Consider the following 26,403-nt stretch of genomic DNA (forward strand, 5'->3'; position numbering starts at 1 on the left):
GAGAGACGGATTCAGATTTAAGGCCTCGGCCCGAAATCATCCGGCTCTAGCGGTCAGCCTTTCGGCCGGGATGCCTTTTCAGTGACGCCCGAACGGCCGGTGCGGCCCTCAAGCTCCTTCAGCACCTCGCCCAGCGAAACGCCGGCCATGCCAAGCACGACGAGCCAATGATATATGAGATCGGCACTTTCGGAAACGAGGGCTTTCTCGTCGCCCTTGACGGCGGCAATGACGGTCTCGACTGCCTCTTCACCAAGCTTCTGCGCCGCCTTGTCGATGCCTTTGGCGAACAGTTTTGCCGTCCACGAGTCCGGGTCCCCGGAACGGGCGCGTTCGCCAATGATCGTTTCCAGATCGGACAGCGAAAATTCAGCCATGGCGCAGCCTACAGCCTTTGTGAAGTGGATTGAACCGGATAGTCCAGCCGCATCGGCAGCCCGGCCTCGGCCATATGCGCCTTGGCTTCCGTAATCGTGTAAGTGCCGAAATGGAAGATCGAGGCGGCGAGCACGGCGCCGGCATGGCCGTCGCGAATGCCCTCGACCAGATGATCGAGCGTGCCGACGCCGCCCGACGCGATCACCGGCGCGCGCACCGCATCCGCTATCGCGCGGGTCAGCGCAATGTCGTAACCGGCCTTGGTGCCGTCACGGTCCATCGAGGTCAAAAGAATCTCGCCGGCGCCGCGATCGACCATTTTTCGCGCAAACTCGACCGCATCGATGCCGGTCTTTTCACGGCCGCCATGGGTGAAGATCTCCCAGCGGTCGGCTTCATTGGGTGCCGACACCTTCTTGGCGTCGATGGCGACGACAATGCACTGGTTGCCGAACTTGTCGGCGGCTTCCGCGACGAAATCGGGGTTCTTCACCGCCGCAGTGTTGATCGACACCTTGTCGGCGCCGGCCAGCAACAGTTTGCGAATATCGGCCACCTGGCGCACGCCGCCGCCGACGGTCAGCGGCATGAAGCATTGTTCGGCGGTGCGGGCGACGACGTCGAAGATGGTTTCACGGTTGTCGGACGACGCGGTGATATCGAGAAAGCAAAGCTCGTCAGCGCCGGCCGCGTCATAGGCTTTGGCCGCCTCGACCGGATCACCGGCATCGATGAGGTCGACGAAATTGACGCCCTTGACGACGCGGCCGTTCTTGACGTCGAGGCAAGGGATGACTCGGGCCTTCAGCATCAGCCCTTCTCCATCGTCGCCAGCAACTCGCTGAGCAGTTCGCCGACCAGCGGCGGAACCTCGGCCTGCGCATCGAACGCCGGATCGTAGGCGGAAATGGTGATGCCGGAAATCGGCAGCAGGCCGGCCATGCCGCAGACAGCCTGGCGCAGCTGTTTCGGCTCCGGGCCGCCGGGCGTGGTGTAACGGTTGGCCTGCAGCGCCCCGGGGTCGTGCACGTCGAGATCGAGATGCAGGTGCACCCGCTTCGCATCCGGCGCCTTCAGCCTGCCGCACGCCGTGGCCCAGTCCGGGCATTCGGTGCGGATGACCGGCAACGTCTTCAACAGCTCCGTTTCGGCCGGATCGAGATCGCGTGCGTTGACCAGCACGCAGCGCGCCGGATCGATCGGCCTGAAGCCGGGGATGGCCGAGGCCATCGGCTTCCAGCACAGGCCGAGAACCGTGGCCAGCGCCATGCCATCGAGAAAGCCGAAGATGGACGTCTCCGGGGTGTTGAGATCGCCATGCTGGTCGGCCCAGATGATCGCATCGGCATCCTCGCCGGCAACCGCACCGGCCGATGTCAGGCAATTGCCCGCCAGCACGATGGGAAACCGGCCGCGGTCTATGGCGATGCGGACCTCGCCGGAGAGGGCACCGCACACGGCAAAGCCGGTGGCGATCTCGCGCTGCTGTTCGTCGCCAACCCTGCCGATATCGGTGACGACGACGTCATGCCCGGAGAGCGTCAGCGCGTCGACAAGCCCGCCGGCGATGAGTGCATCCGGGCCTCGGCCCATGCCGCCGTGATAGTGGCCGCTGTCATAGGAGGCCAGGATGATGGAGATTTTCACGGCCGGGTCTCCATCGCCTTGCCCTGCAGCACCGCAAGCGCCTCGGCCGGGTCGATGCGCCCGTCATAGAGCGCGCGACCGGAGATGGCGCCTTCGAGTTTCTTTGCGTCGGGCATGGTCATGCGCACGATGTCGGCGATCGAGGCCAGCCCGCCCGAGGCGATGACCGGGATCGACACCGCGTCGGCGAGATCGATCGTGGCGTCCCAGTTGATGCCGGTCAGAACGCCGTCGCGGTCGATGTCGGTGTAGATGATGGCGGCAACGCCGGCGCCTTCGAATTTCTGCGCCAGTTCGATGACGCCGAGGCTGGAGGCCTCGGCCCAGCCTTCGACCGCCACCTTGCCGCACTTGGCGTCGATGCCCACGGCGATCTTTCCAGGAAATTCCTTGCAGGCTTCCCGGACCAGGTCGGGATCGCGCACCGCCACCGTGCCGAGGATGACGCGGGCCAGCCCGCGGTCGAGCCAGTCCTCGATCTGCGCCAGCGTGCGGATGCCGCCGCCGAGCTGCACCGGGTTTTTCGTCGCCTTGAGGATGGCGCCGACCGCCGCGCTGTTGACGCTCTGGCCCTTGAAGGCGCCGTTGAGGTCGACGACATGCAGCCATTCAAACCCTTGCTCTTCGAAGGCCTTGGCCTGGGCCGCAGGGTCGTCATTGTAGATGGTCGCGGTCGCCATATCGCCGTGCTTCAGCCGCACGCACTTGCCGTCCTTGAGGTCGATGGCCGGAAACAGGATCACCGTTCAGACCCCTTCCACAATGGCGAAATGCGAGGTCGAATAAGCGCGCCGGAATTTCAGCGCTGCCTGGTATTCGGGGGAATGGAAGCAAGCCAGCGCGACCTCGTAGCTTTCGAACTCGACGATCACATGGCGATTGCCGGATGGCCCTTCCGGGCTTGACGACTGACCGCCTCGCGTCAGGAATTTCGCGCCGTATTTGTCGAACGCCGCTTTGTTGGCGGCGATGTATTTCGGATAGTTTTCCGGATCGGTCACATCGACCATCGCCATCCAGTAGCCCTTCTTGCTCATCTCAAGGCCTCCAGCGCAGGAAGTTGGTGATCAGTGCCAGGCCGAGCGCCTGGCTCTTTTCCGGATGGAATTGCATGCCGGCAAGGTTACCGCGCGCGACCGCCGCCGTTACCGGGCCGCCATAATCGGCGACGGCCAGCACTTCGTCCGGCCTTGTCGCGTCGAGATGGTAGGAATGAACGAAATAGGCGTGCAGACCCTTGGGCCCGGTCGCAATACCCGAAAACAGCGGGTGCTTGCGCTCCAGATCGATGGTGTTCCAGCCGATTTGCGGGATCTTCAGTGCCGGATCGGCGGGCGTGATCTCCTTGACGTCGCCGGCAATCCAGCCGAAGCCCTTGGTCACGGTCTTTTCCAGGCCGCGCTCCGACATCAGCTGCATGCCGACGCAGATGCCGAGGAACGGCCGCGCCTTGGCGATCGCTACCTCTTCCACCGCTTCCCACATGCCGGCGACGCCGCGCAGGCCCGCCGCGCAATCGGCATAGGCGCCGACGCCGGGCAAAACGATTCGGTCGGCGCTGCGCACCCGCTCGGCATCGGCGGTCAGCTCGATGGCAGCGGCAATGCCGGCTTCATGCGCGGCGCGCTCGAAGGCCTTGGTGGCCGAGCGCAGATTGCCCGACCCGTAATCGATGATGGCAACCCGCATCTCAGGCTTTTCCCGGCGTATGGCTCAGGCCCAGCGTCAGCCCGGTCTGCGTCGGCCGGGCCAGGCTGGCGTCCGGCACGATGCGCGGCAGCGGCGCCGGCTCGTCGGCAAGCGCCTCGGCGTCCAGTGTCTGGCGGATGTCGGCATCGTCAGGATTGTCGGCTTCGACGACGCCCCATTCATGCCAGCCGCGGCAGCGCAGCGCTGCGATCCGCAGCCCTTGGCCTTCCAGCCCGATATAGAGCGAGACCAGTAAAGACAGTGCGGAGCCGGCCCAGTCCAGTCCCAGCCATTGGCCGAGCACCGAGATGAGCCCCATGGCGACGAAGGCGAGCGCGGCCTCGATCCACAGCCTGTGCCAGGCGAGCCACAGCGGCGCCACCAGGAAAGCCAGCCAGGAAAAACCGTCGCGGACCAAAACGGTTGCGTCGGCCGCCTCGGTGCGGCCTGGCGGTTCCATCACGACATAGATGGCCATCAGCCTACCCTTTCAGAGATCCCTTGGTGGAGGGAACCGCTTCCGGCTGGCGCGGGTCGCGCTCCAGTGCGAAACGCAGCGCGCGCGCCACCGCCTTGAAGCAGGTTTCGGCAATATGGTGATTGTTGGCGCCATAATGGTTGGTGACATGCAGCGTGATACCGGCATTCTGCGCCAGCGCCTGGAAGAATTCACGCACCAGTTCGGTGTCGAACGTGCCGATCTTGGGCGACGAGAAGGCGACATTCCAGACCAGGAACGGACGGCCCGACACGTCGATCGCGGCCCGCGTCAGCGTCTCGTCCATGGCAAGGTCGACAGAGGCGTAGCGCATGATGCCGCGCCGCTCGCCCAGCGCCTTGGCCAGCGCCTGGCCGATCGCAATGCCGGTGTCCTCGACCGTGTGGTGGTCGTCAATGTGCAGGTCGCCCTTGGCCTTCACCGTGATGTCGATCAGCGAGTGGCGCGACAGCTGGTCCAGCATGTGGTCGAAGAAGCCGACGCCGCTCGACATGTCGGATTTTCCGGTGCCGTCGACATGGACCGAGACGCTGATCTCGGTTTCCTTGGTCTTGCGGCTGACTTCGGCGGAACGGGACGCCATGACCTTGTCCTTGGCTGAGGGGTTCGAAACTCAAGACGGGGTTCCAAGCTGTCATTTGCTTGAAAACGAAAGCCTTCTAGCAGCATGATCCGGCGATTGCCAGTTGCGATGCGGACAGCCACCGGCCATGGCGGACGCCGTTTGCAATCACCCGCCCCATGCATACATATGGCCGATCGAAATCACTCGTACCGCGCGCCAATCGCCTTATCGGGATCGCGCGAATCGGAGCTAAAAATGTCGAATGAACTGAGCATGCACGCCACGACCATCGTGACGGTGCGCAAGGGCAACAAGGTGGTGATCGCCGGCGACGGCCAGGTCAGCCTTGGCCAGACCATCATGAAAGGCAACGCCAAAAAGGTGCGCCGCATCGGCAAAGGCGGCAATGTCATTGCGGGTTTCGCCGGCGCCACGGCGGATGCTTTCACCCTTCTGGAGCGGCTGGAAGCCAAGCTCGAACAATATCCCGACCAGTTGACGCGCGCCTGCGTCGAGCTCGCCAAGGACTGGCGCACCGACCGTTATCTGCGCCGGCTGGAAGCGATGATGCTGGTGGCCGACAAGTCGGTTTCGCTGGCGCTCACCGGCACCGGCGACGTGCTGGAGCCCGAATTCGGCGTCATGGCCATCGGTTCCGGCGGCAACTATGCGCTGGCCGCTGCCCGCGCGCTGATGGACAGCGACAAGGATGCCGAGGAGATCGCCCGCAAGGCGATGCAGATCGCCTCCGACATTTGCGTCTATACCAACAACAACTTTGTTGTCGAAACGCTCGATGCCGGCTAACCCGCCGGTGCTCTATGATTTTCGACCGGTTACCGAAAAAGACCTGCCGATGATCGCCGGCTGGCTGGCCGAGCCGCATGTCGCCGAATGGTGGGACGATCCGGAGACGGAAATCGCCGAAATCCGGGAGCACATTGACTCTATTTCTGTAGAGCCGCTGATCGTCGAGCTCGACGGCAGGCCGATTGCCTATCTGCAGAGCTACGATCCGCATCTGGAAGACGGCCATCCCTATGCCGACCAGCCGTTTGGCACGCTCGGCATCGACCTGTCGATCGGCGTGCCGGACCTGGTCGGCAGAGGTCATGGCTCGGCGATCGTCAGGCAATTCGTCGAGCAACTGTTCGAGGAAGGCGCGCCACGCGTCATCATCGATCCGCATCCCGACAATGGCCGCGCCATCCGCGCCTATGAAAAAGCGGGCTTCAGGGCTATCGATCGCAGACACTCTAGATATGGGGACGTCGTGCTGATGGCCGTCGATGCCGAAGAGAGCGACGCGGAAGAAGGGGAATGAGTTGATGGCGACACCGGGCACTGCCAAAAATTACTCGGCCTACGAAGACAGCTGGCGGATGGGGCTTCTGCTCGTGCTCGCTCTGCTCATCTTCCAGGCCGGCGCGCTTTACGGCATGGGCCGCACGCCGATCTGCACCTGCGGTTATGTCAAACTCTGGCACGGTGTGGTGAACAGTTCGGAGAATTCCCAGCATATTTCCGACTGGTACACGTTCTCGCACATCATCCACGGCTTCCTGTTCTACGCCTTGGCCTGGTTCCTGTTCCCGCGCTCGCCAATCGGTCTGCGCCTGGCATTCGCCGTCGTCATCGAGGGCGGCTGGGAACTCCTGGAAAACAGCCCGTTCATCATCGAGCGCTACCGCGCCGGCACCATCTCGCTGGATTACTATGGCGATAGCATCATCAATTCGGTGTCCGACACGCTGGCCATGATGCTGGGATTTGTGATGGCGCGAAAGCTACCTATATGGAGCATCGTCGGCCTCGCCCTCATCTTCGAACTGGGTGTCGGCTACCTAATCCGGGACAATCTGACGCTCAACGTGATCATGCTGCTGCATCCGTTCGAGTCCATCAAGCAGTGGCAAAGTGGAATTTAGTGATATGACCACCTTCTCTCCCCGTGAAATCGTTTCGGAACTCGACCGCTTCATCATCGGCCAGAAGGACGCCAAGCGCGCCGTGGCCATCGCCTTGCGCAATCGCTGGCGCCGCCAGCAGCTGGAAGGCCAGATGCGCGAAGAGGTGATGCCGAAGAACATCCTGATGATCGGCCCGACCGGCGTCGGCAAGACCGAGATCTCGCGCCGCCTGGCGCGGCTCGCCGGCGCGCCTTTCGTCAAGGTCGAGGCCACCAAGTTCACCGAGGTCGGCTATGTCGGCCGCGATGTCGAGCAGATCATCCGCGACCTGGTCGAGATCGCCATCGGCCTGGTGCGCGAGAAGATGCGCGAGGACGTGAAGGCGCGCGCGCACCTCAACGCCGAGGAGCGCGTGCTGGAAGCCCTGGTCGGCAAGACGGCGAGCCCGGCAACCCGCGATTCCTTCCGCAAGAAGCTGCGCGACGGCGAGCTCGACGACAAGGAGATCGAGATCGAGGTTGCCGACACCGGCACCGGCGGCATGCCCGGCTTCGAGATCCCCGGCATGCCGGGCGCTAATATCGGCGTGCTCAACATCAACGACATGCTGTCGAAGGCGATGGGTGGCAAGAAGACCAAGGCGCGCAAGACGACGGTCAAGGAATCCTACGCGCTGCTGGTCAACGACGAGTCCGACAAGCTGCTCGACCAGGACGAAGTCGTGCGCCGGGCGCTGGATGCGACCGAAAATGACGGCATCGTCTTCCTCGACGAGATCGACAAGATCGCCTCGCGCGAAGGTGGCATGGGCGCCGGCGTCTCGCGCGAAGGCGTGCAGCGCGACCTGCTGCCGCTGATCGAAGGCACGACGGTTGCGACCAAATACGGACCGTTGAAGACCGACCACATACTGTTCATCGCCTCGGGCGCATTCCATGTCTCCAAGCCCTCCGACCTGTTGCCGGAATTGCAGGGCCGCCTGCCGATCCGTGTCGAGTTGCGGGCGCTGGAGAAGGACGATTTCATTCGCATCCTCACCGAGACCGAGGCAAGCCTGATCAAGCAGTATATCGCACTGATGAAGACCGAAGGCGTCGATCTCACCTTCACCGACGACGCCATCGATTCGCTGGCCGGCATTGCCGTCGACCTCAACGCCAGCGTCGAAAACATCGGAGCGAGACGCCTGCAGACGGTGATGGAGCGTGTGTTGGACGAGATCTCCTACGACGCGCCGGACCGCAACGGCACCAGCGTCGCCATCGATGCCGCCTATGTGGAAAAGCATGTCGGCGACCTCTCGCGAAACACAGATTTGTCGCGATTCATCCTTTAAACGAGGGCGCCGGTTCATCCGGCGCCGGTATTAGGGCGCCGCGCGTCTTTTGGACACGCAAAGGTCGCTCTAGCAGTATTGAATCGATGCATCGGACTTTCCAAAAATCGGTTTCGATCTTTGGGCCGATGCTTAGGCAACAATCCGGCTAACAGGTTGATGTGTGGCCGGATGGTATCATCGGACCACCTTTCGTCTTGCCGGCTGCAGGGGCGCTCTCGACTCGACCGGGAGCACTCCCTAGTTTGCGCGGCAATTCTCTAGACGCAATTCCGGACGGAAAGCCGTTTCACACTTTCCTGGAATTGCTTGGGCGGCGGCGCATGAAAAAACTGATCCTTGTCATTCTCGGCTTGACGCTGGCGGCGACGCTGTTCGCGGCTGACGCGGCGACATTGGTGCCGGCGGGCAACCGCAATGTCGTGCAGCCTGACATACCGGGCGCCTCCAGCCGCCGCACCCAGGCCACCAACACCACCTTCCAGGCCAAATACCGCAAGGTCTACGCTCTGTTGCAGAACGACGCCGAATTGCGAGCCAAGATCAGGAAGGCGGCTGCCGCTTACGGCATCAACCCCTTGCACATCGTCGGTGCCATCGTCGGCGAGCACACCTACAATGTCGACGCCTACGACCGGCTGCAGACCTACTACGTCAAGGCGATCTCCTACCTCTCCAGCAAGCTGTCCTTCGCCTATGACGGCGAGGACATCACCGATTTCGTGCAGCGGCCGGAATTCAAGAAGTGCACAATGTCGGACAGCTACGACCTGTGGGAATGCCGCGAGCAGGTGTGGAACCGCTCCTTCCGCGGCAAGACCGTCGGCGGCACCAGCTTTCCCAACGACCGCTTCGGCGCCACCTTCTTCCAGCCCTATTATGCCGGCCAGACCTTTGGCCTCGGCCAGCTCAACCCGCTGACCGCGCTGCAGATGAGCGATCTCGTGCACAAGGTGTCGGGGCTGCCCGAACTCGATGTCGGCGATCCCAATGGGGTCTACAAGACCATCATGGATCCGGATCTGACATTGCCCTACGTCGCAGCGACGATCAGGAAGTCGATCGACGCCTACAAAAACATTGCCGGCTTCGACATCTCAGGCAATCCGGGGCTGACCGCCACGCTCTACAATGTCGGCAATCCCGAGCAGCGCGCCTATGCGCTGAAAGCAGAGAACGACAAGCGCCGCGCGGCGGGTGAGACGGTCAAACTGCCCGAAGAGAATTATTACGGCTGGCTGGTCAACGACAAGCTGGACGAGCTGAAAGCGCTGTTTTAGGGCTGGGGCCCTTTACCTCCCCTTGTGGGGAGGTCGGACCAAAGGTCCGGGTGGGGGTCGGTGCCGCACCCCCACCCGGCTGCTTCGCAGCGACCCTCCCCACAAGGGGAAGGGTAAAACTTACGCCGCCAGCAACGACTTCAGCTTTACCCCCTGCGACCCCAACGCCTCCGGCGCCGGCTGTGCCCGTTTCGCGATCAGCATCTCGGCCAGCCTGATGTCGCGCGCCACGGCATTGCCCGTACCGAGGCCGCTCGCCGCCACCAGCCTGCCATCCTCGGCCAGATGAAACAGAATAAAAGCACCGTCGCCGAGATCGCGGCGGACCGTGCTTTTGCCCTCGTCCGAAAGGCCGGCGATCTGCAGCGACAAACCAAACTGATCCGACCAGAACCATGGCACCGCGGCATGCGCTTCGCGGGCGCCCAGCATGTTCTTCGCGGCCAGCGCACCCTGTTCCTGCGCATTGCGCCAGGCTTCCAGCCGCACCCGCCGGCCAGCATAGACAGCGAGCGGAAACGAGCAGCAATCGCCGGCGGCGAAGATGTCGGGATCGATTGTTTGGAGTTCGCCATTGACGGCGATGCCGTTATCGACGGTCAGGCCCGCTTCCGCGGCAAGCCCGGTCACCGGCACGGCGCCGATGCCGATGACGGTGAGATCGGCGACGATGTCCTGCCCATCGGCGAGCATGATGTGCACCTCAGCGCCGTCGTCGGCGATATCAGCGATGCCCTGACCGGTGAGCACGGTGACGCCTTCGGCCTCATGCGCCTGATGGATGATTTCAGCGATCTCCGCCGGCACGCCACGCATGAGGATGCGCGGCTGCGCCTCAATGACCGTGACGCTGGCCCCGAGCTTGCGCGCCGAAGCGGCGAGCTCCAGGCCGATAAAGCCACCACCAATGATGGCGATGCGGTTTGCCGGGCTGAGGTGGGCGCGAATGGCCAGCGCGTCGGCAAAGGTGCGGAGGTAGACGCAGCGCGACCCCAATCCCGGCATCGGCAGCTTGCGCGGTGTCGAGCCGGTCGCCAGCAGCAGCTTGTCGTAGGGCAGGGCCGAACCGTCCGACAGCCGCACCATATGCGCCGGGCGGTCGATCGCCACCGCTTGAACGGAATGGATATGCCGGATCGATTTCTCGGCCAGAATTTCGTCGCTGGCGATCGTCTTGATCTCGGCCGCGTCGCTCGTCATTGCGTCCTTGGACAGGGGCGGCCGCTCATAGGGCAGATGGGGTTCGTCACCCACCAGCGTCACCGGCCCGTCATAGCCCAGTTCGCGCAGAGCAAGGGCTGCCCGCCCGCCGCACTCGCCGGCGCCAATGATGACCATTCCCGCCTGCATGGTCCTATCCGATCTGGATCAGCACTTTGCCGGCCTCGACCTTGACCGGATAGGTGGCGAGGTTGACGCAGACCGGCGCGCCCCGTGCGGCGCCCGTCTTGTAATTGAAGCGGCCATTGTGCTTGGGGCACTCGATGATGTCGTCCATCACCAGCCCGTCGGCAAGATGCACCTTTTCGTGCGTGCACAGGCCATCGGTGGCGAAATAATCGTCATCGGGGCTGCGATAGATGGCGAAGGTGCGGCCGCCATGGTCGAAGCGCATCACATCTTCTTCGTCGATGTCGCCGGCAGCACAGGCCTCGACCCAGTCGCTCATGTGTTCCTCCCCAAAAAGCAATTCCAGGAAAAGTGCGTTGCGGTTTTCCGTTCGGAATTGCGTCAAAACCAAAAGTCGAACAGGATCGTCATTCCGCTGCGGCGGCGACGGCGTCGTTGTGGAATTCCTCGCGGTATGGCCGCGCCGTCGGCGGCAATTCGCGCTTGAGGAAATAGTCCTCGTTGCGCAGCTGGCGCAAAAAGGCCGGGATCATCTCGCGGTAGCCGGCCAGGATCGACGGCGTCGGCGCCGGCAGATCGTGCTTGATCAGCGCATGCAGTTTAGGCAGCGCGTGATAGGGCACCATCGGGAACATGTGGTGTTCGACGTGATAGTTCATGTTCCAGTAGATGAAGCGGCTGACCGGGTTCATGTAGACGGTGCGGCTGTTCAGCCGGTGGTCGACGACATTTTCGGCGAGCCCGCCATGCTGCAGCAGGCCGACCATGACATGATGCCAGGCGCCGTAGAGCCGGGGCAGCCCGACCAGCATCAGCGGCAGCCATGAACCGAAATACAGTGCGATCGCGATGGTGACGGCATAGATCGCCGTCCAGATTCGGGCGATGCGAATGGCTTTAGGCTGCTCCTGTTCGGGGATAAAAGTCTTTTCCGCCGCGCTGATATTGCCGGCGGCGTTGCGCAGCATGTCCGACATCGCATGCCAGGCATCCAGCACGCCGATAAAGCCAAGCGCAACGCGGAACAGATCCGGCGGCCGCATCACCGAGATTTCCGGGTCGCGGCCGACGATGATGGTGTCGGTGTGGTGGCGGGTGTGGCTCCAGCGCCAGGTCACCGGATTGCGCATGATCATGAAGCAGGCGATCTGGTAAACCGCGTCGTTCATCCACTGGGTGCGGAAGGCGGTGCCGTGGCCGCATTCGTGCCAGCGTGAATCGGTGGAGGAGCCGTAGAGCACGCCATAGACGAAGAAGAACGGCACGCACCACCAGCTGCCCCAGAACCAGGCGCCGCCGGCGGCGCTCAGGATCAGCGCGGCCAGCCAGATCGTGGTGTCGCGGATCGCCGGCCCATCGGAGCGCTGCATCAGCTCCTTCATCTGCTTGCGCGGAATATCGGTGTGATACCACTCGGCCGCCGACAGGCCGGTCTCGACGGCGAGCTTGGCGTCGCGGCCGATCAGGCTGTAGTCGCGCCGGGACGGTGGTGTGGATAGTGTCGCTTCCATAGGGGCTGGCTCCGTCGGCCACAGCATCCGTCAGGACGGATATGTCCATTACAGGGCGCTTGTGTCCGAGCGCAAAATAGCGCCATGCGGTGATAGTCTCAATATCACAAAGATAGTTTCTATCATTTTCCATCAGAACGATGTAAGCAGTTGCAGGCACTCATGCGGGACAGTCATGGCAAAACGGCCAACCATCACCGATCTGGCGCGCATCTCCGGCGTTAGCGTCGCCACTGTCGACAGGGTGCTGAACAACCGGCTGCCGGTGCGCGAGGAAACCGCGCGCCGCGTCTATGAGGCGGCGACCGGCATCGGTTACCACGCCGCCGGGCTGATCAAGCGGCGCATGCGCCAGGAATTGCCGGAATACCGCCTCGGCTTTCTGCTGCTGCGGGGCAATGATGTTTTTTACGGCGATTTCGCGAGGGAGCTAGAAATGGCGGTCTCGCAATCGCAGCGCTTCCGCGGCGTCGCCACCATCGATTTCGCCAGCTCGCTAGCCGCCGACGAGATCGCCGCCCAGATGCGCAAGCTGGCAGCGAAATCCAGAGCAATCGCCGTTGTCGGTCCGGACCATCCGACGCTGACGGCGGTCGTGGAGTCGCTGAAAGCGAGGGGGCAACCTGTCTTCTCGCTGCTGTCCGACTTTGCCGCTGGCATCCGTGAGGGATATGTCGGCCTCGACAATCGCAAGGTCGGTCGTACCGCGGCCTGGATGATCGCCAGGGCGGCAAAGAACCCCGGCAAGGTCGCCCTTTTCGTCGGCAGTCATCGCTTCCACGGCCATGAACTGCGCGAGATCGGATTTCGCTCCTTCTTCCGCGAACATGCGCCGGACTTCACGGTGATGGAAACGCTGGTCAATCTGGAAGCCAACCAGGTCACCCACGATGCGATGATCGATCTCCTGGTGCGGTATCCGGATCTTGCCGGCTGCTATGTCGCCGGCGGCGGCATGGAAGGCGCGGTCTCGGCGCTGCGCGCAGCGAAGCCCGCAAACATGCCGGTGGTCGTCTGCAACGAGATCAACGCCGAATCGCGCGCGGCACTCGCCGACAACATCCTGACAATGGTGATTTCGACGCCGCTCGCCGCCTTGTGCCGCGAGCTTGTCGACCTGATGGCGCATTCCATCGAGGCCGGCGCCGCCAACGCGCCGGGCCAGACCTTTCTGCCCTTCGACATCTATCTGCCGGAAAATATCTAACGCGTTGCCGCGCTGACCCGTTCGGCGTGGGCTCTCCGGCGATGATAGAATCTATCAATTCTGCCTTCAGACTCGGCCTGGGCCGCTGTCGGCCTTGATTCGACGTGAAATTGCGGCGCGGCGACCGAAAATCCGCTTTCCGACTTAGGAATCGCTCTTGACGTCTCGCGAAAAAATGGAATAAATATTTCATCAGATTGGTATTTTGGTTCTTTCGTTCCGGAACATCTGTTTCAAACTGGGAGCCTGGCGTTCCATCCCTTGGACAAAACGCCATACGGAACAGGAAGGCATCAGGGAGAGATTCCTCGGGCTATCGGGGATTCCGGGTAGATCGGTGCAGCCGGACACCAATGTGGAGGAGAAACACAATGAAGAAACTGATTTTGGGCGTCGCCTTTGCGGCGCTGATGAGTTCGTCCGCTTTTGCCGCCAAGGTCGGCGTGTCGATGGCCAAGTTCGACGACAACTTCCTCACCGTGCTGCGCAACGGCATGATCGAGCAGGCCAAGGGCATGAGCGGCGTGGAACTGCAGGTCGAGGACGCGCAGAACGACGTCGCCAAGCAGCTCGACCAGATCAAGAACTTCGCCGCCTCGGGCGTCGACGCCATCATCGTCAACCCGGTCGATACCTCGGCCACGCAGGCGATGTCGGACGCCGCCGCAGCCGCCAAGATCCCGTTGGTCTATGTCAACCGCCAGCCGGTCAATGTCGACACGCTGCCTGACAACCAGGCCTTCGTCGCGTCGAACGAGGCCGATTCCGGCACGCTCGAGACCAAGGAAGTCTGCCGCCTGTTCACCGAGGCCGGCAAGAAGGAAGCCAATGTCTATGTCATCATGGGCGAGCTTTCCAACCAGGCCGCCGTGCAGCGCACCAAGGACATCGAAGAGGTGATCGCCACGCCGGAGTGCAGCTTCATCAAGATCATCGACAAGCAGACTTCGAACTGGAACCGGGACGAAGCGCAGAACCTGATGACCAACTGGCTGTCGACCGGCAAGCCGTTCGACGGCGTCATCGCCAACAATGACGAAAGCGCCATCGGCGCCATCCAGGCGATGAAGGCCGCCAACATCGATATGAAGACGGTCGTCGTCGGCGGTGTCGACGCCACGCAGGACGCGCTTGCCGCCATGCAGGCCGGCGACCTCGATGCCACCGTGTTCCAGGATGCGGCCGGCCAGGGCGCCGGCGCTCTGGACGCAGCGCTGAAGCTCGCCAAGGGCGAGAAGGTCGAGCACAAGGTCTACGTGCCCTTCCAACTCGTGACGCCAGCCAACATCGACAAGTTCCTGAAGAAGAACTGAGCCGGCGACTCGTTCGACTAACGGAGCGGCGCATCAATCGCGCCGCTCCCGTTTCCCTCACCGCCCTTACGTGCGGGAGGGCAAATGCCGCCTCACGGAGGACAGACATGTCACAGACATCTCATGGCGTCGGCGGGGTCAGCTATGACGCGAAGAGGCGGACATGGCCGGCCGAATTCAACGTCTTCCTGGCGCTGGTCATTCTGGTCGTCATCTTCGAAATGATCGGCCGCATCTTTCTTGGCGACAGCTTCCTGTTCAACACGCGCGACAACGTCGCCGGGATCTTCAATGAGGCCCGCCTGCAGATCATCATCCTGCAGGTGTCGATCGTCGGCATCATCGCCATCGGCGTCACGCAGGTGATCATTTGCGGCGGCATCGACTTGTCCTCGGGCTCGATCGTCGGCGCCACCGCCATGATCGCCATGAGTTTTGCCCAGGTGGCGACGGTCAACGGTAACCCCAACCCCAAGGCGATGTTCCTGGCGCAAGGCTGGACCGACCTGCCGGTCATCGTGCCGGTACTAGTCGCCATCGGCTGCGGTCTGCTCGCCGGTCTCGTCAACGGCTCCTTGATTGCATACACGCGCATTCCGCCGTTCATCGCCACGCTCGGCATGATGGTGACCGCGCGCGGCATTGCCAAATGGTGGTCCAAGGGTCAGCCGATCTCGTTTCCGACCGAAAGTTTCGCTGGTATCGGCAAGGGCCTGATGCCGGTCATCATCTTCCTGTCGCTGGCGGTGCTGTTCCAGTTGATCATGACCTACACACGCTACGGCAAGCACTGCTACGCCATCGGCTCCAACGAGGATGCCGCGCGCATGTCGGGCATCAAGATCGCCAACCACAAGATCCTCGTCTATGTCATTGCCGGCATCCTCGCCGCGCTGGCCGCCGTCGTGCTCTCCTCCAAGAACCTGACAGCACAGTCCGGCATGGGCGTCATGTACGAGCTCGACGCCATCGCCATGGCGGTCATCGGCGGCGTCTCTTTGTCGGGCGGCCGCGGCTCGATCGTCGGCACCGTGATCGGCTCGCTGATCTTCGGCGTCATCATTTCCGGCTTCACCTTCCTGCGCCTCGACGCCTACTATCAGGAGATGGTCAAGGGCGTGATCATCGTCGGCGCGGTCGTTCTCGACCAATGGCGCCAGCGCATGCGGGCATTGAGGGCTTGACCATGCCAGATATCTCCACGACAGACATCGTCCTGAAGACCGAAAACCTGACCAAACGCTATGGCGGCGTCCATGCGCTGGAAGGCGCGAATTTCGAGCTGCGCAAGGGCGAGCATGTCGCCATCATGGGCGACAATGGCGCCGGCAAATCCACCTTCGTGCGCCAGATCACCGCCGTCGAGCAGCGCACCAGCGGCCAGATCTGGTTCGACGGCAGGGAAGTGAATTTTGCCGGGCCGATCGAAGCGCGCACGGCGGGCATCGAGACCGTGTTCCAGAATCTGGCGCTGGCCGACGATCTCGACGTGCCGTCGAACCTGTTCCTCGGCCGCGAAAAGGTGCTGTTCAATCTCGGGCCGTTCTCGATCCTCGACCGCAAATACATGCGCAAGGCGACCGAGGCGGCGCTGATCCGCACGGCAGTGAAAATCCCCAACCTCTCCAACACCATCCGCCACATGTCGGGCGGCCAGCGCCAGTGCGTTGCCATCGCCCGGACCGCGACCTTCGCCTCCAAGCTGATCATCATGGACGAGCCGACGGCAGCCCTTGGCGTGCAGGAGACGGCGCAGGTCGAGAACATCATCCGCACGCTGAAGGACAATGGCGAGCCGCTGATCCTGATCAGCCACAACATGCGCCAGGTGTTCGACCTGTGCGACCGCATCGTCGTCTTCCGGCGCGGCCGCATCGTCGCCAATCTGCGCAAGGAAAACACCGACGGCAACGACATCGTCTCCTACATCACCGGCGCCAAGACCGGGGAGGCGGAACTCGCGGCCTGAACAGGGTGGTCACCCTGTTTTCTGGTGCGCTCGAAAAGTACCCTTGCCCCTTTCCCTCACGGGAAGGTGCCGACACAACTCTCTCGAACCCATCCCCTAGAGGAAATACCCATGACTGTTCGTTTCGCTCTCCTCGGCGCCGGCCGCATCGGCAAGGTCCATGCCCGCGCCGTCGGCTCCAACCCGCAGGCCAGACTGGTGGCCGTTGCCGATGCCTTTGAGAAGGCGGCGACCGAACTGGCAACCGCCTATGGCGCCGAAGTGCGCACCATCGACGCGATCGAGAAGGCCAAGGACATCGACGCCGTGGTCATCTGCACGCCGACCGACACCCATGCCGATCTGATCGAGCGTTTCGCCAAGGCCGGCAAGGCGATCTTCTGCGAGAAGCCCATCGATCTCAACGTCAAGCGTGTCGAGAAATGCCTGGCCGTGGTCGACAAGGCCAAGGCGACGCTGATGGTCGGTTTCAACCGCCGCTTCGATCCGCACTTCGCCGCCGTACGCAAGGCGATCGACGACGGCGCCATCGGCAAGGTGGAGATGGTCACCATCACTTCGCGCGATCCAGGTGCGCCGCCGGTCGACTACATCAAGCGTTCGGGCGGCATCTTTCGCGACATGACCATCCACGATTTCGACATGGCGCGCTTCCTGCTCGGCGAAGAGGTGGTCGCGGTCAGCGCCCATGCCTCGGTTCTGGTCGACAAGAAGATCGGTGAGGCCGGCGATTTCGATTCGGTCAGCGTCATCCTCGAAACCGCATCCGGCAAGCAGGCCGTCATCTCCAATTCGCGCCGCGCCACCTATGGCTACGACCAGCGCATCGAGGTGCATGGCTCCAAGGGCATGGTCGCCGCCGAGAACCAGCGGCCGGTGTCGATCGAGGTCGCCAATGAGAAGGGCTATACGCGCCCGCCGCTGCACGATTTCTTCATGACCCGCTATCTCGACGCCTACGCCATCGAGATCGCCGCCTTCATCACTGCTGCAACCTCGGGCAAGAAGGCATCGCCGAGCGGCGCCGACGGCCTCGTGGCGCTGAAGCTGGCCGATGCGGCGCTGAAATCGGCGACATCGGGCAAGACCGTCCGCCTCGACAAGTAAGAACCGAAACCAGGGCACAGGAGCAGAGCGATGAGCACATCAGCCGATCGCAATTCGAACACGCGCGCCATCGTCACCGGCGGCGCGCAAGGCATCGGCTTTGCCGTTGCCGAGGCCTTGGCCGACGAAGGCTGCAAGGCGCTGGCGCTGATCGGCCGTTCGGAGGAGAAGGGCGACAAGGCTGTCGCCCACTTCAAGAAGGCAGGCGTCGATGCGATCTTCATCAGCGCCGACGTCTCGAAAGTGGCGGACTGCAAGCGCGCCGTGGCCACCGCCGTCTCGCATTTCGACACCATCAACGCGCTGGTCAACGCCGCCGCCACGTCCGCGCGTGGTTCACTTGTCGAAACTTCGGAAGAGGTGTTCGACCAGATTTTCCAGACCAATGTGCGCGGCCCCTTCTTCTTGATGCAGGGCGTGGTGGCGCATCTGCTGGACAAGAAAGCGCCGGGTTCGATCGTCAACGTGCTGTCGATGTCGGCGCATTGCGGCCAGTCGTTCCTCGCGCCCTATTCCTCGAGCAAGGGTGCGCTGGCGACGCTGACCAAGAACGTCGCCAACGCCTATCGCTCCAACCGCATCCGCTGCAACGCCGTTCTGCCGGGCTGGATGGACACCGAGGGCGAGGACATCGTGCAGAAGAAATGGCACGGTGCCTCCGACGACTGGCTGGCAAAGGCAGAGGCCGGCCAGCCCATGGGCCAACTGGTGAAGCCCGACCAACTGGCGCGGCTGATCAGCTACATGGCCAGCCCGCAATCCGGTGTCATGACCGGCTCGCTGGTCGACTATGACCAGAACGTCGCGGGGACCTCGCCGGAGTAGCTTCAAACCCTGTTGCAGCAACATCGCCATTCCCAGATAGTCATGATAGTCATGATAGTCACGAGGGATGCGATGCTAACGTCATCCAAAGGCACCAACTGGACGGTTGCCGGGGCAAAAGCCCGGCTCTCCGAGGTCATCGAGCGCGCGCAGTCCTCGCCGCAGACGATCACCAAGAACGGCAAACCAAGCGTGGTTGTCGTCTCGGCCGAGGAATGGCAGCGCAAGATCGCACGCAAGGGTACGCTTGCCGAGTTCCTGCTGGACTCGCCGCTGCGCGGCGCCGATCTCGAGCTTGAACGTCAGCGCGACGAACCGCGTGACCTGCCGCTGTGAGACTGCTGCTCGACACGAACATCCTGTCCGAGGTGACGAGGCCAGCGCCTGTCGCACGTGTCCTGGGCTGGCTGGACGAGCTTGATGAGGACCGCTCCTTCATCAGCGTAGTGTCGATCGCCGAGATCCGGCGCGGCGTCTCTCTGATGGATGAGGGCCGCAAACGCGAGGCGCTGGCCGAATGGCTCGCCCGGGATCTGCCCCAGCGCTTCGAACAGCGGGTTTGCCGGTGGACGATGCGGTTGCCTTGGCCTGGAGCGACCTGATGGGTCTTGGCAAGCGCCGCGGTCGTGGTCTGTCGTCGATGGACGGCCTGATCGCAGCCACTGCGATTGCGCACGAGCTCACCTTGGCAACGCGCAATACGAAACATTTCGAAGGCTTGGGAATTGAACTCTTCGATCCCTGGACCGCATGAGCCGCTCCGCGTTATACGTGTTGGCGATTGGCGAAACCGCCGGCACTTCGTCATCCACGGGCGGAACAAGGAGCGTAGCGACGCAGCGCAGACCCGAGGATCCATGCCGCGACTTCAGAGCGCTGCTACGGTCCAGAATTCTGCTCCGCCGCACTCCACGGCCCAGGTCACGGAATGGATCCCAGGGTCTCCGCGACGGAGCTTCGCTCCTGCTCCGCCCAGGGATGACGAAATCGCGAGGATTCGGCCCATCCCGAATTGTCTCCGCATACCCCACGTGACAAGCGCCTCGGCATCGACTATATGACGCCTGATGATCAACCTGACCGCCTCGTATTGGTACTTTAGCAGCTCGCTGGCGGCGGGAGGATTGCGCTCGATCTGAAGATTGCAGCAACAAGTCCGAACAGCCGCCAGACCTGGCGGCTTTTTTGTATCAGCCGGCAGGTCTCCTAAAAACAGGAGCAGAAAGCCGTGTTGACCACCACAGACGATCTTCGGGTCAAGGAAATCCGAGAATTGAGTACGCCGGACGAGGTGATGCGGGAGATCCCGCGCACGCTGACGGCAACGCGCACCGTGAGCGCATCACGCAACGCCACCCATGCCATCTTGAACGGCACCGACGACCGGCTGCTTGTCATCGTCGGCCCGTGTTCGATCCACGACCCGGTCGCAGCCGTTGACTATGCCAGCCGGCTGGTGGCGCTGCGCGAGACCCTGTCCGACCGGTTGGAGATCGTCATGCGGGTCTATTTCGAAAAGCCGCGCACGACTGTCGGCTGGAAGGGCCTTATCAACGACCCCGATCTCGACGGCAGCTTCAACATCGACAAGGGACTGCGGATGGCGCGCAACGTGCTGTCGGCGGTCAACAATCTCGGCCTGCCCTCGGCCACCGAATTTCTCGACATGACGACGCCGCAATACATTGCCGACCTCGTCGCCTGGGGCGCCATCGGCGCGCGCACCACCGAGAGCCAGATCCACCGCGAACTGGCTTCCGGCCTGTCCTGCCCGGTCGGCTTCAAGAACGGCACCGACGGCAATCTCAGGATCGCCGCCGAGGCGGTGAAATCCGCCGCTCAGCCGCATCATTTCATGGCGGTGACCAAGGGCGGACGCAGCGGCATTGCGACTACTACCGGCAATGAGGACTGCCACGTCATCCTGCGCGGCGGCGTTCAGCCGAATTACGATGCGGCGAGCGTCGAGGCGGCCTCGGTCGAACTTGCCCGCATCGGCGTCGCCCCCCGTCTGATGATCGATGTCAGCCACGCCAACTCGAGCAAGAAGCCGGAGAACCAGCCGAAGGTGGCGGCCGATGTCGCCGGCCAGGTGGCAGCAGGGGACGAGCGTATCATCGGCGTCATGATCGAGAGCAATCTCGTCGCCGGCCGGCAGGACGTGGTATCAGGCAAGCCGCTCGTCTATGGCCAGAGCATCACAGATGGCTGCATCGACTGGGCGACCACAGAGACTGTGCTGCACGGCCTCGCCGGCGCCGTAGAATGGCGCCGCTCAGCCCGCCGCGCCATGATGGAGAACCGGCCGGGCGCCGCCTGATACGAGGCGATGCGCGGGAAGGACGCTGCGGCTCCCCTTGCACCCCGGCAACCGGTCTGCTAAATACTGAACCGTATGGTTCAGTATACCGACTTGGATTCCTCGTTCGCCGCGCTCTCGGACGCCACCCGGCGTGGCGTTCTGGAGCAGCTCGGACGCGCAGACGCTTCGATCACCGAGCTTGCCGGAAAATTCCACATGACCCTCACGGGCATGAAGAAGCACGTCGGCGTCCTGGAGCAGGCGGGGCTCGTCACCACGCAGAAGGTTGGCCGCGTGCGGACCTGCAAGCTCGGCCTGCGCGGACTGGAGGAAGAGGCGGCCTGGATCGAGCGGCACCGCCTGCTCTGGGACGCACGCTTCAACGAGTTGGACAAGGTTGTCGAGGAATTGAAACGGAAGGAGAAAGCCGATGCGCCAAAGAACCGAGAGTGAGCCCACGAACAACCGCACGACGGTCGAACGGAAGTCCGAGCGCGAGCTGGTCGTCACGCGAACAGTCAACGGTCCGGCGCGCATCGTGTTCGAGGCGTGGACGAAGCCCGAGCTGTTCAAGCAGTGGTGGGTGCCGAAGTCGATGGGCATGTTCCTGCGTTCATGTGAGATGGATGCTCGTACCGGAGGCACGTACCGCCTGGTGTTCGGCCACGACGCCTCGGACCTTCACGAATTCTTCGGCAGGTATATCGAAGTGACACCGCACTCACGCCTTGTCTGGACCAATGACGAAGGTGGTGACGGTGGACCCGTCACCACGCTGACCTTCGAGGAAAAGGGTGGTAATACGCTGCTGGTCATGCACGAACTCTATCCCTCGAAGGAGGCTCTCGACGCGGCCGGTACCGGGGCGGCGGATGCGATGGGCGAGACGTTCGAGCAATTGGACGAGCTTCTCGTCGTCTTGGGCGAAGGCGTGAGGCGGTCATGACGTCATCGGTCTCGCGGACGGGGTAGCTGCCGCCCTCGACGACGAAAAGACCGGGACAGTGATCCGCAAGCGCCGCGCCGAGGCGAAGAAACGCGGCGTCATCGCTTGATCGGGATCACGCTGCCCTCAACCCTTCCCATGCCGTAAACACCGAGACCGCAAACAGCAGCAGTCCGGCCGCCCGGCCCGCAAACGCGGTCTTCCGCGGATTGGCCACCAGCAGATTGCGGCTGCGGCCGGCGGTGATGGCGAGCCCGCCATAGATCGCGGCCTGAGTCGCCACCGTCAGCAAGCCCATGACCGTCGCCTGCATCCAGATCGGGCCGTAATCCGGCTTCAGGAACTGCGGATAGACGGCAAATATGAAGAGATAGGCCTTCGGGTTGATCAGGCAGGTCACCAGTCCCTGGCGAAAGGCCTTCCAGGCCGTACGGCTGCCGGCGGGCCCGTCATGGCCGACGGTGATGGAACTGCGCATCAGCGAGATGCCGATGAAGGCCATGTAGGCGGCGCCGGCTATCAGCAGCGGCTTGTACAGGATCGGTACGAAATGCATCAGCAGGCCGACGCCGATGGCGCCGTTCAGCGTGTGCACGATGCCGCCGACCATGATGCCGCCGGTGGCGGCGAGGCCCCGGTCGCGGCCGCCGGTGAGCGCATTGGCAAGCACGAACAGCATGTCCATGCCGGGCACGATGATGATGCCGGACAGCAGGATAAAGAACAGCCAGAGATTTTCCGCGTAACTCATGTCAGTTGCCTGTCGCTTCCTGCTGGGGTGCCGTTGAGGAATTTGTTGATTTTCAACCCGATAGGCAGTCAATAAATCATCCCAACTGACGGGGATGTGTCAGTAGCGTTTCATCAGGGAAGAGGAAATGCGCAAGGCGTCGCGCCTGTTCGAGATCATCCAGATCCTGCGGCTGGCGCGGCAGCCGGTGACGGCGGCCATGATCGCCGGGCAGCTGGAAGTCACGATGCGTTCGATCTATCGCGACATCGCCGCACTGCAGGCGATGCGCGTGCCGATCGAAGGCGGGCGCGGTATCGGTTATATATTGCGGCCCGGCTTCGACCTGCCGCCGCTGATGTTTTCGATCGAGGAGATGGAGGCGATCGTCCTGTCGCTGGCGCTGCTGGAGCGCACGGGAGACAGCGAGCTCAAGCAGGCGGCCAAGCGCGTCAGCGCCAAGATCGCCGGCGCCGTGCCGCCGCCGTTGCGCCAGGCGTTCGACGCCAACGCACTGCATGTCTGGGGGCTCGCTGCACCGGCAATCGGCACCATCGATCTGGCGCTGGTGCGCCGCGCAATCCGCGACGAGGAAAAGCTCGACCTGTCCTATCGCGACGAAATCGGCCGCGCCTCCGAGCGGCTGATCCGTCCGATCGCGCTGATCTACTATTCAGAGACCGCCAACATCGTCGCCTGGTGCGAATTGCGCCAGGCCATCCGCAATTTCCGCAGCGACCGCATCGCGAATTGCCGGGCGACCGGGCTGCGCTTCAAGGGCGAAGGCGATCGCCTGCGGCAGGTCTGGGTCAGTGGCTGGGAGGCGAACGCTGTCGCTGGCGGCTGAAGCGGATCTTACCGCACATCCACCCAGCGCTTCTCCTCGAACGACCTCGCCATCGCGTGCACGGTGCGCTCGATCTCCAGCCCTTCGGCAAATTCGATGACCCGTGCCGGCTTGCCGGCAAGCCGCGTCAGCAATTCGTGGCACTCGATGATCTTGAGGTCGTTGAAACCGAGCCCATGGCCCGGCGCCGGGAGGAAGGCGTCGTAAGGCTTGTGGTGCGGCGCCATCAATATGGTGCGGTAGCCCTGTTCGGTCGGGCGATCGGCGGTGACGTAGAGCTGGATTTCGTTCATCCGCTCCTGGTCGAACAGGATCGATCCCTTGGAGCCGAAAATCTGTATGGCGATGCGGCCCTTGCGGCCCCAGGCCGAGCGGTTGACCAGCAGCGTGCCGGCAATGCCGTTTTCCAGATGCATCAAAACGCTGGCGATGTCGTAGGTCTCCACCGCACGGCGGCCGCCGCTGGCCAGCTTGCGGTCGACATAGGGTTTGGCCATGTCGCAGATGACTTTTGCGACGCGGCCGAACAGCGTCGAGACCAGCGACAGCGGATGCACGGCGAAATCGTCGAGCGCGCCATAGCCGGATGCGGCCTCATGCTTCCAGAAGAACAGCGCTTCGGGGTCGGCCATGAAGTCCTCGTCCATCTCGATGCGCAGATGGTTGACCTCGCCGATGATCTTTTCCTCGAGCAGCGCGCCGATGTGGCGGATGGCCGGGCTCTGTATGTAGTTGTAGCCAAGCGCTGCGACCTTGCCGGACTTCTTCGCCGCGGCCGCCATCGCCGCTGCTTCGGCAAAGCTCGGCGCCATCGGCTTCTCGCACCACAGATGCTTGCCGGCTTCGAGAATAGCGATGGCCATCTCCGGATGGAACTGGTTGGGCGTGGTCAGCGAGACGATATCGACCTCGGGGTCGTTGACGACGGCACGCCAGTCGCCCGACGCCTTGGCGAAGCCGAACTCACCGGCCTTGCGCTTGGCCAGCTCCTCGTTGACCTCGCCGAGATGGACCAGCTTCGGCTTGGCGACATCGGGAAAGACGGCGCCGACGGCGCTCCACGCAATGGCGTGGCATTTGCCCATGAAACCCGTGCCAATAAGACCAACGCCGACCATTTCTTTCTCCCAATACCTGAAGCGATCGATGGATGAATTAGTCCATTTCTTCTCCGAATGGAATGTCTGCTCATTTTTTATGGCCTTCTTGCGCAGGCTCGCTATGATGGGGCAGAGAGGACGTCACTTGGGTTAAAGAGAGCATGATGTCGTCCGAAAACCGCTGCACACTTTTCGGCATCATGCTCTAGATGAGCTTGGACGGGGCGACGATGGACGAACGGGTACCTCGCGACTTCGAGACGCTGCGCGCCACGATCCTCGATCGCCGTGAAACCTTGCCCAAGCGCATCGCCCAGATCGCCGCCTATGCGCTCGACAATCCCGATGACATCGCCTTCGGCACCGCCGCCAGCATCGCCGCTTCGGCGGGCGTGCAGCCGTCCACCTTGATCCGCTTTGCCCAGCAACTAGGCTTTGACGGCTTCACCAGCCTGCAGCAGGTGTTTCGCGAGCGGCTGCGCGAGCGCAATTCCTCTTATGACGAACGCCTGCAGGCGCTGCGCGCCAAGGCCGATGCGGGTGCTGGACACCGAGCCATCTTCGACGGCTTCGTCGCCGCCGCCAGCACTTCGCTCAACGACATTTCGCGCTCGCTGGACGAGGCGCATCTGGAAGACGCGATCTCGCTGCTGGCCAAGGCCGAGACCATCTATGTCCTGGCCAAGCGCCGCTCCTACCCGGTGGCGAGCTACATTGCCTATGCCTTGGGCAAGCTGAAGATCCGCAACCAGCTGATCGAATCCGCCGCCGGCCTCAATGCCGAGATGGTCGCCTTCGCCACCCCGGCGGACGCCGTCATTGCCATCAGTTTCTCGCCCTATGCGCCGGCCACCATCGAGGAGGCCCGCACCATTTCCGAACAGGGCGTGCCGATCATCGCCATCACCGACAGTTCGTTTTCGCCACTAGCGCAGTTCGCCAAGGTCTGGTTCGAGGTTGCCGAGGCCGATTTTGCCGGCTTCCGCTCGCTGTCGGCCACCATGGCGCTGGCCATGGCGCTCACCGTCGGCGTCGGCGAGAAGCGGCGCAGCACCGGAAAGAAGCGCAAGGTCTAGGCAATCCCAGAAAAAGGCGTGAAGCGGTTTTCCGTCCGGAAAATGCGGACTTGGGATCTGTGGAAAGGGATCATCCCGTATGCCATGCTAGAACCGAAGTTCATCGAGAATGGTTCATGCATGAATTGGGAACAGATCGCATCGGATTTCGCTTGGGACGGCTCATGGCGAGATATCTACGTTCTGAACACGTCTGAGGCAGATTGGCAGGCCGTCTGGGACATCCTCCTCGAATGGACCCCGCCAATTTCAGTGTCTCCGGCAAGATCGAATCGATGCCATTGGGGGTCGAAGCCGCCCTGGAAAGCGAAACAGACAGCCTACTTTCTTTTTACGTCGGGCCAATCCAGCTTGCATGTCACTTCTTCACCGTTGTCGAAATCGAGTTCGACTTCGATCCTAGGCAAGTCAGCGGAGAAACTGAGATTGAGCACCTTGACCGCTTTGTGCGATTGCTAGGTGACGCTACTGGGAAGCAGGTAACTCTGACGCAGGAAAATGATCAGGAGGCTATCATCGCCCGCTACTCTCCCGACCTTGGGAGTGTGGTCTGGCGTGCTTTTTCATAACCGAATCGTTTTGTCGGCTGGCGGCTTTCCCCCTCAAACTCGTCTCGATCCACATCTGGTTGCGCGGTAACGGGTCTCCATCCTAAGTCTCCAGCAGCCATCGCTCTTCGGCACTTTTAAAGGAAGGAATGCTCATTCCATATTGACTATGGATTGGAATTATTATTTCATATTCCCGGCGCCACGCTGCCGCTCGCGCGTGTCCCCCAACTACGTTGCTCAAGACAACAAGACCGACGGGAGGTTC

The 26,403-nt window shown here is 62.6% G+C and carries 31 protein-coding genes and 1 pseudogene; 19 read left to right on the forward strand and 13 right to left on the reverse strand.

Annotated features, from left to right (window positions below; translation table 11 throughout):
* Positions 1-53: 53 nt before the first annotated feature.
* The 8 genes from X751_RS148965 to hisB are packed head-to-tail and all read right to left on the reverse strand — an operon-like array spanning position 54 to position 4,796.
* On the reverse strand, positions 54-377 hold the full coding sequence (locus X751_RS148965) for a phosphoribosyl-ATP diphosphatase (RefSeq protein WP_023681408.1): 324 nt from the start codon (positions 375-377) through the stop codon (positions 54-56).
* 8 nt (positions 378-385) lie between these two features.
* Entirely contained in the window at positions 386-1,192 is an 807-nt protein-coding gene (gene hisF / locus X751_RS148960) for an imidazole glycerol phosphate synthase subunit HisF (protein WP_023744922.1), read from the reverse strand.
* On the reverse strand, positions 1,189-2,025 hold the full coding sequence (locus X751_RS148955) for an arginase family protein (RefSeq protein ID WP_023672316.1): 837 nt from the start codon (positions 2,023-2,025) through the stop codon (positions 1,189-1,191). The genes hisF and X751_RS148955 overlap by 4 nt, the downstream gene beginning before the upstream one ends.
* Positions 2,022-2,768 carry a 1-(5-phosphoribosyl)-5-[(5-phosphoribosylamino)methylideneamino]imidazole-4-carboxamide isomerase gene (gene hisA, locus X751_RS148950; RefSeq protein WP_023744923.1) on the reverse strand — a complete coding sequence of 249 codons (747 nt, stop codon included), beginning with the start codon at positions 2,766-2,768 and terminating at the stop codon, positions 2,022-2,024. Before hisA ends, X751_RS148955 begins: the two co-directional genes overlap by 4 nt.
* 3 nt (positions 2,769-2,771) lie before the next feature.
* Positions 2,772-3,062: a DUF1330 domain-containing protein gene (locus X751_RS148945; RefSeq protein ID WP_023672318.1), complete on the reverse strand. Its 291-nt coding sequence runs from the start codon at positions 3,060-3,062 to the stop codon at positions 2,772-2,774.
* 1 nt (position 3,063) lies between these two features.
* Positions 3,064-3,714, reverse strand: a complete 651-nt coding sequence (gene hisH / locus X751_RS148940) for an imidazole glycerol phosphate synthase subunit HisH (protein WP_023695990.1) — start codon at positions 3,712-3,714, stop codon at positions 3,064-3,066.
* A 1-nt stretch (position 3,715) separates the two neighbouring features.
* Positions 3,716-4,192, reverse strand: coding sequence for a DUF2628 domain-containing protein (locus X751_RS148935; RefSeq protein WP_023695989.1), 477 nt, complete (start codon positions 4,190-4,192; stop codon positions 3,716-3,718).
* A gap of 4 nt (positions 4,193-4,196) precedes the next feature.
* Positions 4,197-4,796 (reverse strand): imidazoleglycerol-phosphate dehydratase HisB, encoded by a 600-nt coding sequence (gene hisB / locus X751_RS148930; protein ID WP_023672321.1) that lies wholly within the window; start codon positions 4,794-4,796, stop codon positions 4,197-4,199.
* Between the two features lie 237 nt (positions 4,797-5,033).
* Here hisB and hslV point away from each other — a divergent pair, with 237 nt between their 5' ends.
* The 5 genes from hslV (at position 5,034) to X751_RS148905 (ending at position 9,304) form a co-directional block, all read left to right on the forward strand.
* A complete protein-coding gene (gene hslV / locus X751_RS148925) occupies positions 5,034-5,585 on the forward strand; it encodes an ATP-dependent protease subunit HslV (protein WP_023672322.1) in 552 nt (183 codons plus the stop codon).
* A complete protein-coding gene (locus tag X751_RS148920; protein WP_023744924.1) occupies positions 5,575-6,102 on the forward strand; it encodes a GNAT family N-acetyltransferase in 528 nt (175 codons plus the stop codon). The genes hslV and X751_RS148920 overlap by 11 nt, the downstream gene beginning before the upstream one ends.
* Positions 6,103-6,106: 4 nt before the next feature.
* A complete protein-coding gene (locus X751_RS148915; protein ID WP_023744925.1) occupies positions 6,107-6,706 on the forward strand; it encodes a DUF2585 domain-containing protein in 600 nt (199 codons plus the stop codon).
* 4 nt (positions 6,707-6,710) lie between these two features.
* Positions 6,711-8,024 (forward strand): ATP-dependent protease ATPase subunit HslU, encoded by a 1,314-nt coding sequence (gene hslU / locus X751_RS148910; protein WP_023672325.1) that lies wholly within the window; start codon positions 6,711-6,713, stop codon positions 8,022-8,024.
* A 323-nt stretch (positions 8,025-8,347) separates the two neighbouring features.
* Positions 8,348-9,304 carry a DUF1402 family protein gene (locus X751_RS148905; RefSeq protein ID WP_023687416.1) on the forward strand — a complete coding sequence of 319 codons (957 nt, stop codon included), beginning with the start codon at positions 8,348-8,350 and terminating at the stop codon, positions 9,302-9,304.
* A gap of 120 nt (positions 9,305-9,424) precedes the next feature.
* On the opposite strand, the gene X751_RS148900 is transcribed toward X751_RS148905, so the two are convergent.
* The 3 genes from X751_RS148900 to X751_RS148890 all read right to left on the reverse strand — a co-directional run bounded on the left by X751_RS148900 (position 9,425) and on the right by X751_RS148890 (position 12,165).
* Positions 9,425-10,654 carry an FAD-dependent oxidoreductase gene (locus X751_RS148900; protein WP_031247108.1) on the reverse strand — a complete coding sequence of 410 codons (1,230 nt, stop codon included), beginning with the start codon at positions 10,652-10,654 and terminating at the stop codon, positions 9,425-9,427.
* Between the two features lie 4 nt (positions 10,655-10,658).
* On the reverse strand, positions 10,659-10,973 hold the full coding sequence (locus X751_RS148895; protein WP_023744927.1) for a MocE family 2Fe-2S type ferredoxin: 315 nt from the start codon (positions 10,971-10,973) through the stop codon (positions 10,659-10,661).
* A gap of 88 nt (positions 10,974-11,061) precedes the next feature.
* Entirely contained in the window at positions 11,062-12,165 is a 1,104-nt protein-coding gene (locus tag X751_RS148890; RefSeq protein WP_023744928.1) for a fatty acid desaturase family protein, read from the reverse strand.
* Positions 12,166-12,340: 175 nt separating this feature from the next.
* Between X751_RS148890 and X751_RS148885 the strand changes: the two genes are divergently transcribed.
* The 11 genes and pseudogenes from X751_RS148885 (at position 12,341) to X751_RS148840 (ending at position 21,834) form a co-directional block, all read left to right on the forward strand.
* Positions 12,341-13,372, forward strand: coding sequence for a LacI family DNA-binding transcriptional regulator (locus X751_RS148885; protein WP_023684066.1), 1,032 nt, complete (start codon positions 12,341-12,343; stop codon positions 13,370-13,372).
* A 371-nt stretch (positions 13,373-13,743) separates the two neighbouring features.
* Positions 13,744-14,685: a sugar ABC transporter substrate-binding protein gene (locus tag X751_RS148880; RefSeq protein WP_023684065.1), complete on the forward strand. Its 942-nt coding sequence runs from the start codon at positions 13,744-13,746 to the stop codon at positions 14,683-14,685.
* A 107-nt stretch (positions 14,686-14,792) separates the two neighbouring features.
* Positions 14,793-15,869, forward strand: coding sequence for an ABC transporter permease (locus X751_RS148875; protein WP_023687413.1), 1,077 nt, complete (start codon positions 14,793-14,795; stop codon positions 15,867-15,869).
* 2 nt (positions 15,870-15,871) lie between these two features.
* Positions 15,872-16,654, forward strand: a complete 783-nt coding sequence (locus X751_RS148870; RefSeq protein ID WP_027049093.1) for an ATP-binding cassette domain-containing protein — start codon at positions 15,872-15,874, stop codon at positions 16,652-16,654.
* A gap of 111 nt (positions 16,655-16,765) precedes the next feature.
* Positions 16,766-17,761: an inositol 2-dehydrogenase gene (gene iolG, locus X751_RS148865; protein WP_023744929.1), complete on the forward strand. Its 996-nt coding sequence runs from the start codon at positions 16,766-16,768 to the stop codon at positions 17,759-17,761.
* 30 nt (positions 17,762-17,791) lie between these two features.
* Positions 17,792-18,586, forward strand: a complete 795-nt coding sequence (locus X751_RS148860) for an SDR family oxidoreductase (protein ID WP_023744930.1) — start codon at positions 17,792-17,794, stop codon at positions 18,584-18,586.
* 72 nt (positions 18,587-18,658) lie between these two features.
* A complete protein-coding gene (locus X751_RS148855) occupies positions 18,659-18,922 on the forward strand; it encodes a type II toxin-antitoxin system Phd/YefM family antitoxin (RefSeq protein WP_023687410.1) in 264 nt (87 codons plus the stop codon).
* Positions 18,919-19,340: pseudogene (locus tag X751_RS01000000163845) on the forward strand (type II toxin-antitoxin system VapC family toxin). Before X751_RS148855 ends, X751_RS01000000163845 begins: the two are co-directional and overlap by 4 nt.
* A gap of 474 nt (positions 19,341-19,814) precedes the next feature.
* Entirely contained in the window at positions 19,815-20,906 is a 1,092-nt protein-coding gene (locus X751_RS148850) for a 3-deoxy-7-phosphoheptulonate synthase (protein ID WP_023695981.1), read from the forward strand.
* A 75-nt stretch (positions 20,907-20,981) separates the two neighbouring features.
* Positions 20,982-21,341 (forward strand): helix-turn-helix domain-containing protein, encoded by a 360-nt coding sequence (locus tag X751_RS148845; RefSeq protein WP_023672338.1) that lies wholly within the window; start codon positions 20,982-20,984, stop codon positions 21,339-21,341.
* On the forward strand, positions 21,319-21,834 hold the full coding sequence (locus X751_RS148840; protein ID WP_023703749.1) for an SRPBCC domain-containing protein: 516 nt from the start codon (positions 21,319-21,321) through the stop codon (positions 21,832-21,834). The genes X751_RS148845 and X751_RS148840 overlap by 23 nt, the downstream gene beginning before the upstream one ends.
* A 115-nt stretch (positions 21,835-21,949) precedes the next feature.
* On the opposite strand, the gene X751_RS148835 is transcribed toward X751_RS148840, so the two are convergent.
* Positions 21,950-22,585: a LysE family translocator gene (locus X751_RS148835; RefSeq protein ID WP_023703748.1), complete on the reverse strand. Its 636-nt coding sequence runs from the start codon at positions 22,583-22,585 to the stop codon at positions 21,950-21,952.
* Positions 22,586-22,712: 127 nt separating this feature from the next.
* Between X751_RS148835 and X751_RS148830 the strand changes: the two genes are divergently transcribed.
* Positions 22,713-23,411 (forward strand): YafY family protein, encoded by a 699-nt coding sequence (locus tag X751_RS148830; protein WP_023744931.1) that lies wholly within the window; start codon positions 22,713-22,715, stop codon positions 23,409-23,411.
* A gap of 8 nt (positions 23,412-23,419) precedes the next feature.
* Here X751_RS148830 and X751_RS148825 read toward each other — a convergent pair whose 3' ends face one another.
* Positions 23,420-24,529 carry a Gfo/Idh/MocA family oxidoreductase gene (locus X751_RS148825; RefSeq protein ID WP_023744932.1) on the reverse strand — a complete coding sequence of 370 codons (1,110 nt, stop codon included), beginning with the start codon at positions 24,527-24,529 and terminating at the stop codon, positions 23,420-23,422.
* A 212-nt stretch (positions 24,530-24,741) separates the two neighbouring features.
* Here X751_RS148825 and X751_RS148820 point away from each other — a divergent pair, with 212 nt between their 5' ends.
* Together X751_RS148820 and X751_RS01000000163850 are read left to right on the forward strand one after the other, a co-directional pair.
* Entirely contained in the window at positions 24,742-25,587 is an 846-nt protein-coding gene (locus X751_RS148820) for a MurR/RpiR family transcriptional regulator (RefSeq protein ID WP_023744933.1), read from the forward strand.
* Positions 25,588-25,820: 233 nt separating this feature from the next.
* Positions 25,821-26,156 carry a hypothetical protein gene (locus X751_RS01000000163850; protein ID WP_023744934.1) on the forward strand — a complete coding sequence of 112 codons (336 nt, stop codon included), beginning with the start codon at positions 25,821-25,823 and terminating at the stop codon, positions 26,154-26,156.
* Positions 26,157-26,403 lie beyond the last annotated feature (247 nt).

Origin of the sequence: Mesorhizobium sp. LNJC394B00 (assembly GCF_000502555.1) — a bacterium.
In the GTDB taxonomy this organism is placed as follows: domain Bacteria; phylum Pseudomonadota; class Alphaproteobacteria; order Rhizobiales; family Rhizobiaceae; genus Mesorhizobium.

What these genes read in the sequence shown, in the direction of transcription:
- hisH (WP_023695990.1), bottom strand. Translation starts at nt 3,714, where the DNA reads ATGCGGGTTGCCATCATCGATTACGGGTCGGGCAATCTGCGCTCGGCC.
- X751_RS148855 (WP_023687410.1), top strand. Translation starts at nt 18,659, where the DNA reads ATGCTAACGTCATCCAAAGGCACCAACTGGACGGTTGCCGGGGCAAAA.
- X751_RS148860 (WP_023744930.1), top strand. Translation starts at nt 17,792, where the DNA reads ATGAGCACATCAGCCGATCGCAATTCGAACACGCGCGCCATCGTCACC.
- X751_RS148895 (WP_023744927.1), bottom strand. Translation starts at nt 10,973, where the DNA reads ATGAGCGACTGGGTCGAGGCCTGTGCTGCCGGCGACATCGACGAAGAA.
- X751_RS01000000163850 (WP_023744934.1), top strand. Translation starts at nt 25,821, where the DNA reads ATGGACCCCGCCAATTTCAGTGTCTCCGGCAAGATCGAATCGATGCCA.
- hisB (WP_023672321.1), bottom strand. Translation starts at nt 4,796, where the DNA reads ATGGCGTCCCGTTCCGCCGAAGTCAGCCGCAAGACCAAGGAAACCGAG.
- X751_RS148885 (WP_023684066.1), top strand. Translation starts at nt 12,341, where the DNA reads ATGGCAAAACGGCCAACCATCACCGATCTGGCGCGCATCTCCGGCGTT.
- X751_RS148870 (WP_027049093.1), top strand. Translation starts at nt 15,872, where the DNA reads ATGCCAGATATCTCCACGACAGACATCGTCCTGAAGACCGAAAACCTG.
- X751_RS148945 (WP_023672318.1), bottom strand. Translation starts at nt 3,062, where the DNA reads ATGAGCAAGAAGGGCTACTGGATGGCGATGGTCGATGTGACCGATCCG.
- X751_RS148905 (WP_023687416.1), top strand. Translation starts at nt 8,348, where the DNA reads ATGAAAAAACTGATCCTTGTCATTCTCGGCTTGACGCTGGCGGCGACG.
- X751_RS148825 (WP_023744932.1), bottom strand. Translation starts at nt 24,529, where the DNA reads ATGGTCGGCGTTGGTCTTATTGGCACGGGTTTCATGGGCAAATGCCAC.
- iolG (WP_023744929.1), top strand. Translation starts at nt 16,766, where the DNA reads ATGACTGTTCGTTTCGCTCTCCTCGGCGCCGGCCGCATCGGCAAGGTC.
- X751_RS148835 (WP_023703748.1), bottom strand. Translation starts at nt 22,585, where the DNA reads ATGAGTTACGCGGAAAATCTCTGGCTGTTCTTTATCCTGCTGTCCGGC.
- X751_RS148820 (WP_023744933.1), top strand. Translation starts at nt 24,742, where the DNA reads ATGGACGAACGGGTACCTCGCGACTTCGAGACGCTGCGCGCCACGATC.
- X751_RS148830 (WP_023744931.1), top strand. Translation starts at nt 22,713, where the DNA reads ATGCGCAAGGCGTCGCGCCTGTTCGAGATCATCCAGATCCTGCGGCTG.
- X751_RS148900 (WP_031247108.1), bottom strand. Translation starts at nt 10,654, where the DNA reads ATGCAGGCGGGAATGGTCATCATTGGCGCCGGCGAGTGCGGCGGGCGG.
- X751_RS148890 (WP_023744928.1), bottom strand. Translation starts at nt 12,165, where the DNA reads ATGGAAGCGACACTATCCACACCACCGTCCCGGCGCGACTACAGCCTG.
- X751_RS148915 (WP_023744925.1), top strand. Translation starts at nt 6,107, where the DNA reads ATGGCGACACCGGGCACTGCCAAAAATTACTCGGCCTACGAAGACAGC.
- X751_RS148840 (WP_023703749.1), top strand. Translation starts at nt 21,319, where the DNA reads ATGCGCCAAAGAACCGAGAGTGAGCCCACGAACAACCGCACGACGGTC.
- X751_RS148875 (WP_023687413.1), top strand. Translation starts at nt 14,793, where the DNA reads ATGTCACAGACATCTCATGGCGTCGGCGGGGTCAGCTATGACGCGAAG.
- hslV (WP_023672322.1), top strand. Translation starts at nt 5,034, where the DNA reads ATGTCGAATGAACTGAGCATGCACGCCACGACCATCGTGACGGTGCGC.
- X751_RS148920 (WP_023744924.1), top strand. Translation starts at nt 5,575, where the DNA reads ATGCCGGCTAACCCGCCGGTGCTCTATGATTTTCGACCGGTTACCGAA.
- X751_RS148965 (WP_023681408.1), bottom strand. Translation starts at nt 377, where the DNA reads ATGGCTGAATTTTCGCTGTCCGATCTGGAAACGATCATTGGCGAACGC.
- X751_RS148935 (WP_023695989.1), bottom strand. Translation starts at nt 4,192, where the DNA reads ATGGCCATCTATGTCGTGATGGAACCGCCAGGCCGCACCGAGGCGGCC.
- X751_RS148880 (WP_023684065.1), top strand. Translation starts at nt 13,744, where the DNA reads ATGAAGAAACTGATTTTGGGCGTCGCCTTTGCGGCGCTGATGAGTTCG.
- hslU (WP_023672325.1), top strand. Translation starts at nt 6,711, where the DNA reads ATGACCACCTTCTCTCCCCGTGAAATCGTTTCGGAACTCGACCGCTTC.
- X751_RS148845 (WP_023672338.1), top strand. Translation starts at nt 20,982, where the DNA reads ATGGTTCAGTATACCGACTTGGATTCCTCGTTCGCCGCGCTCTCGGAC.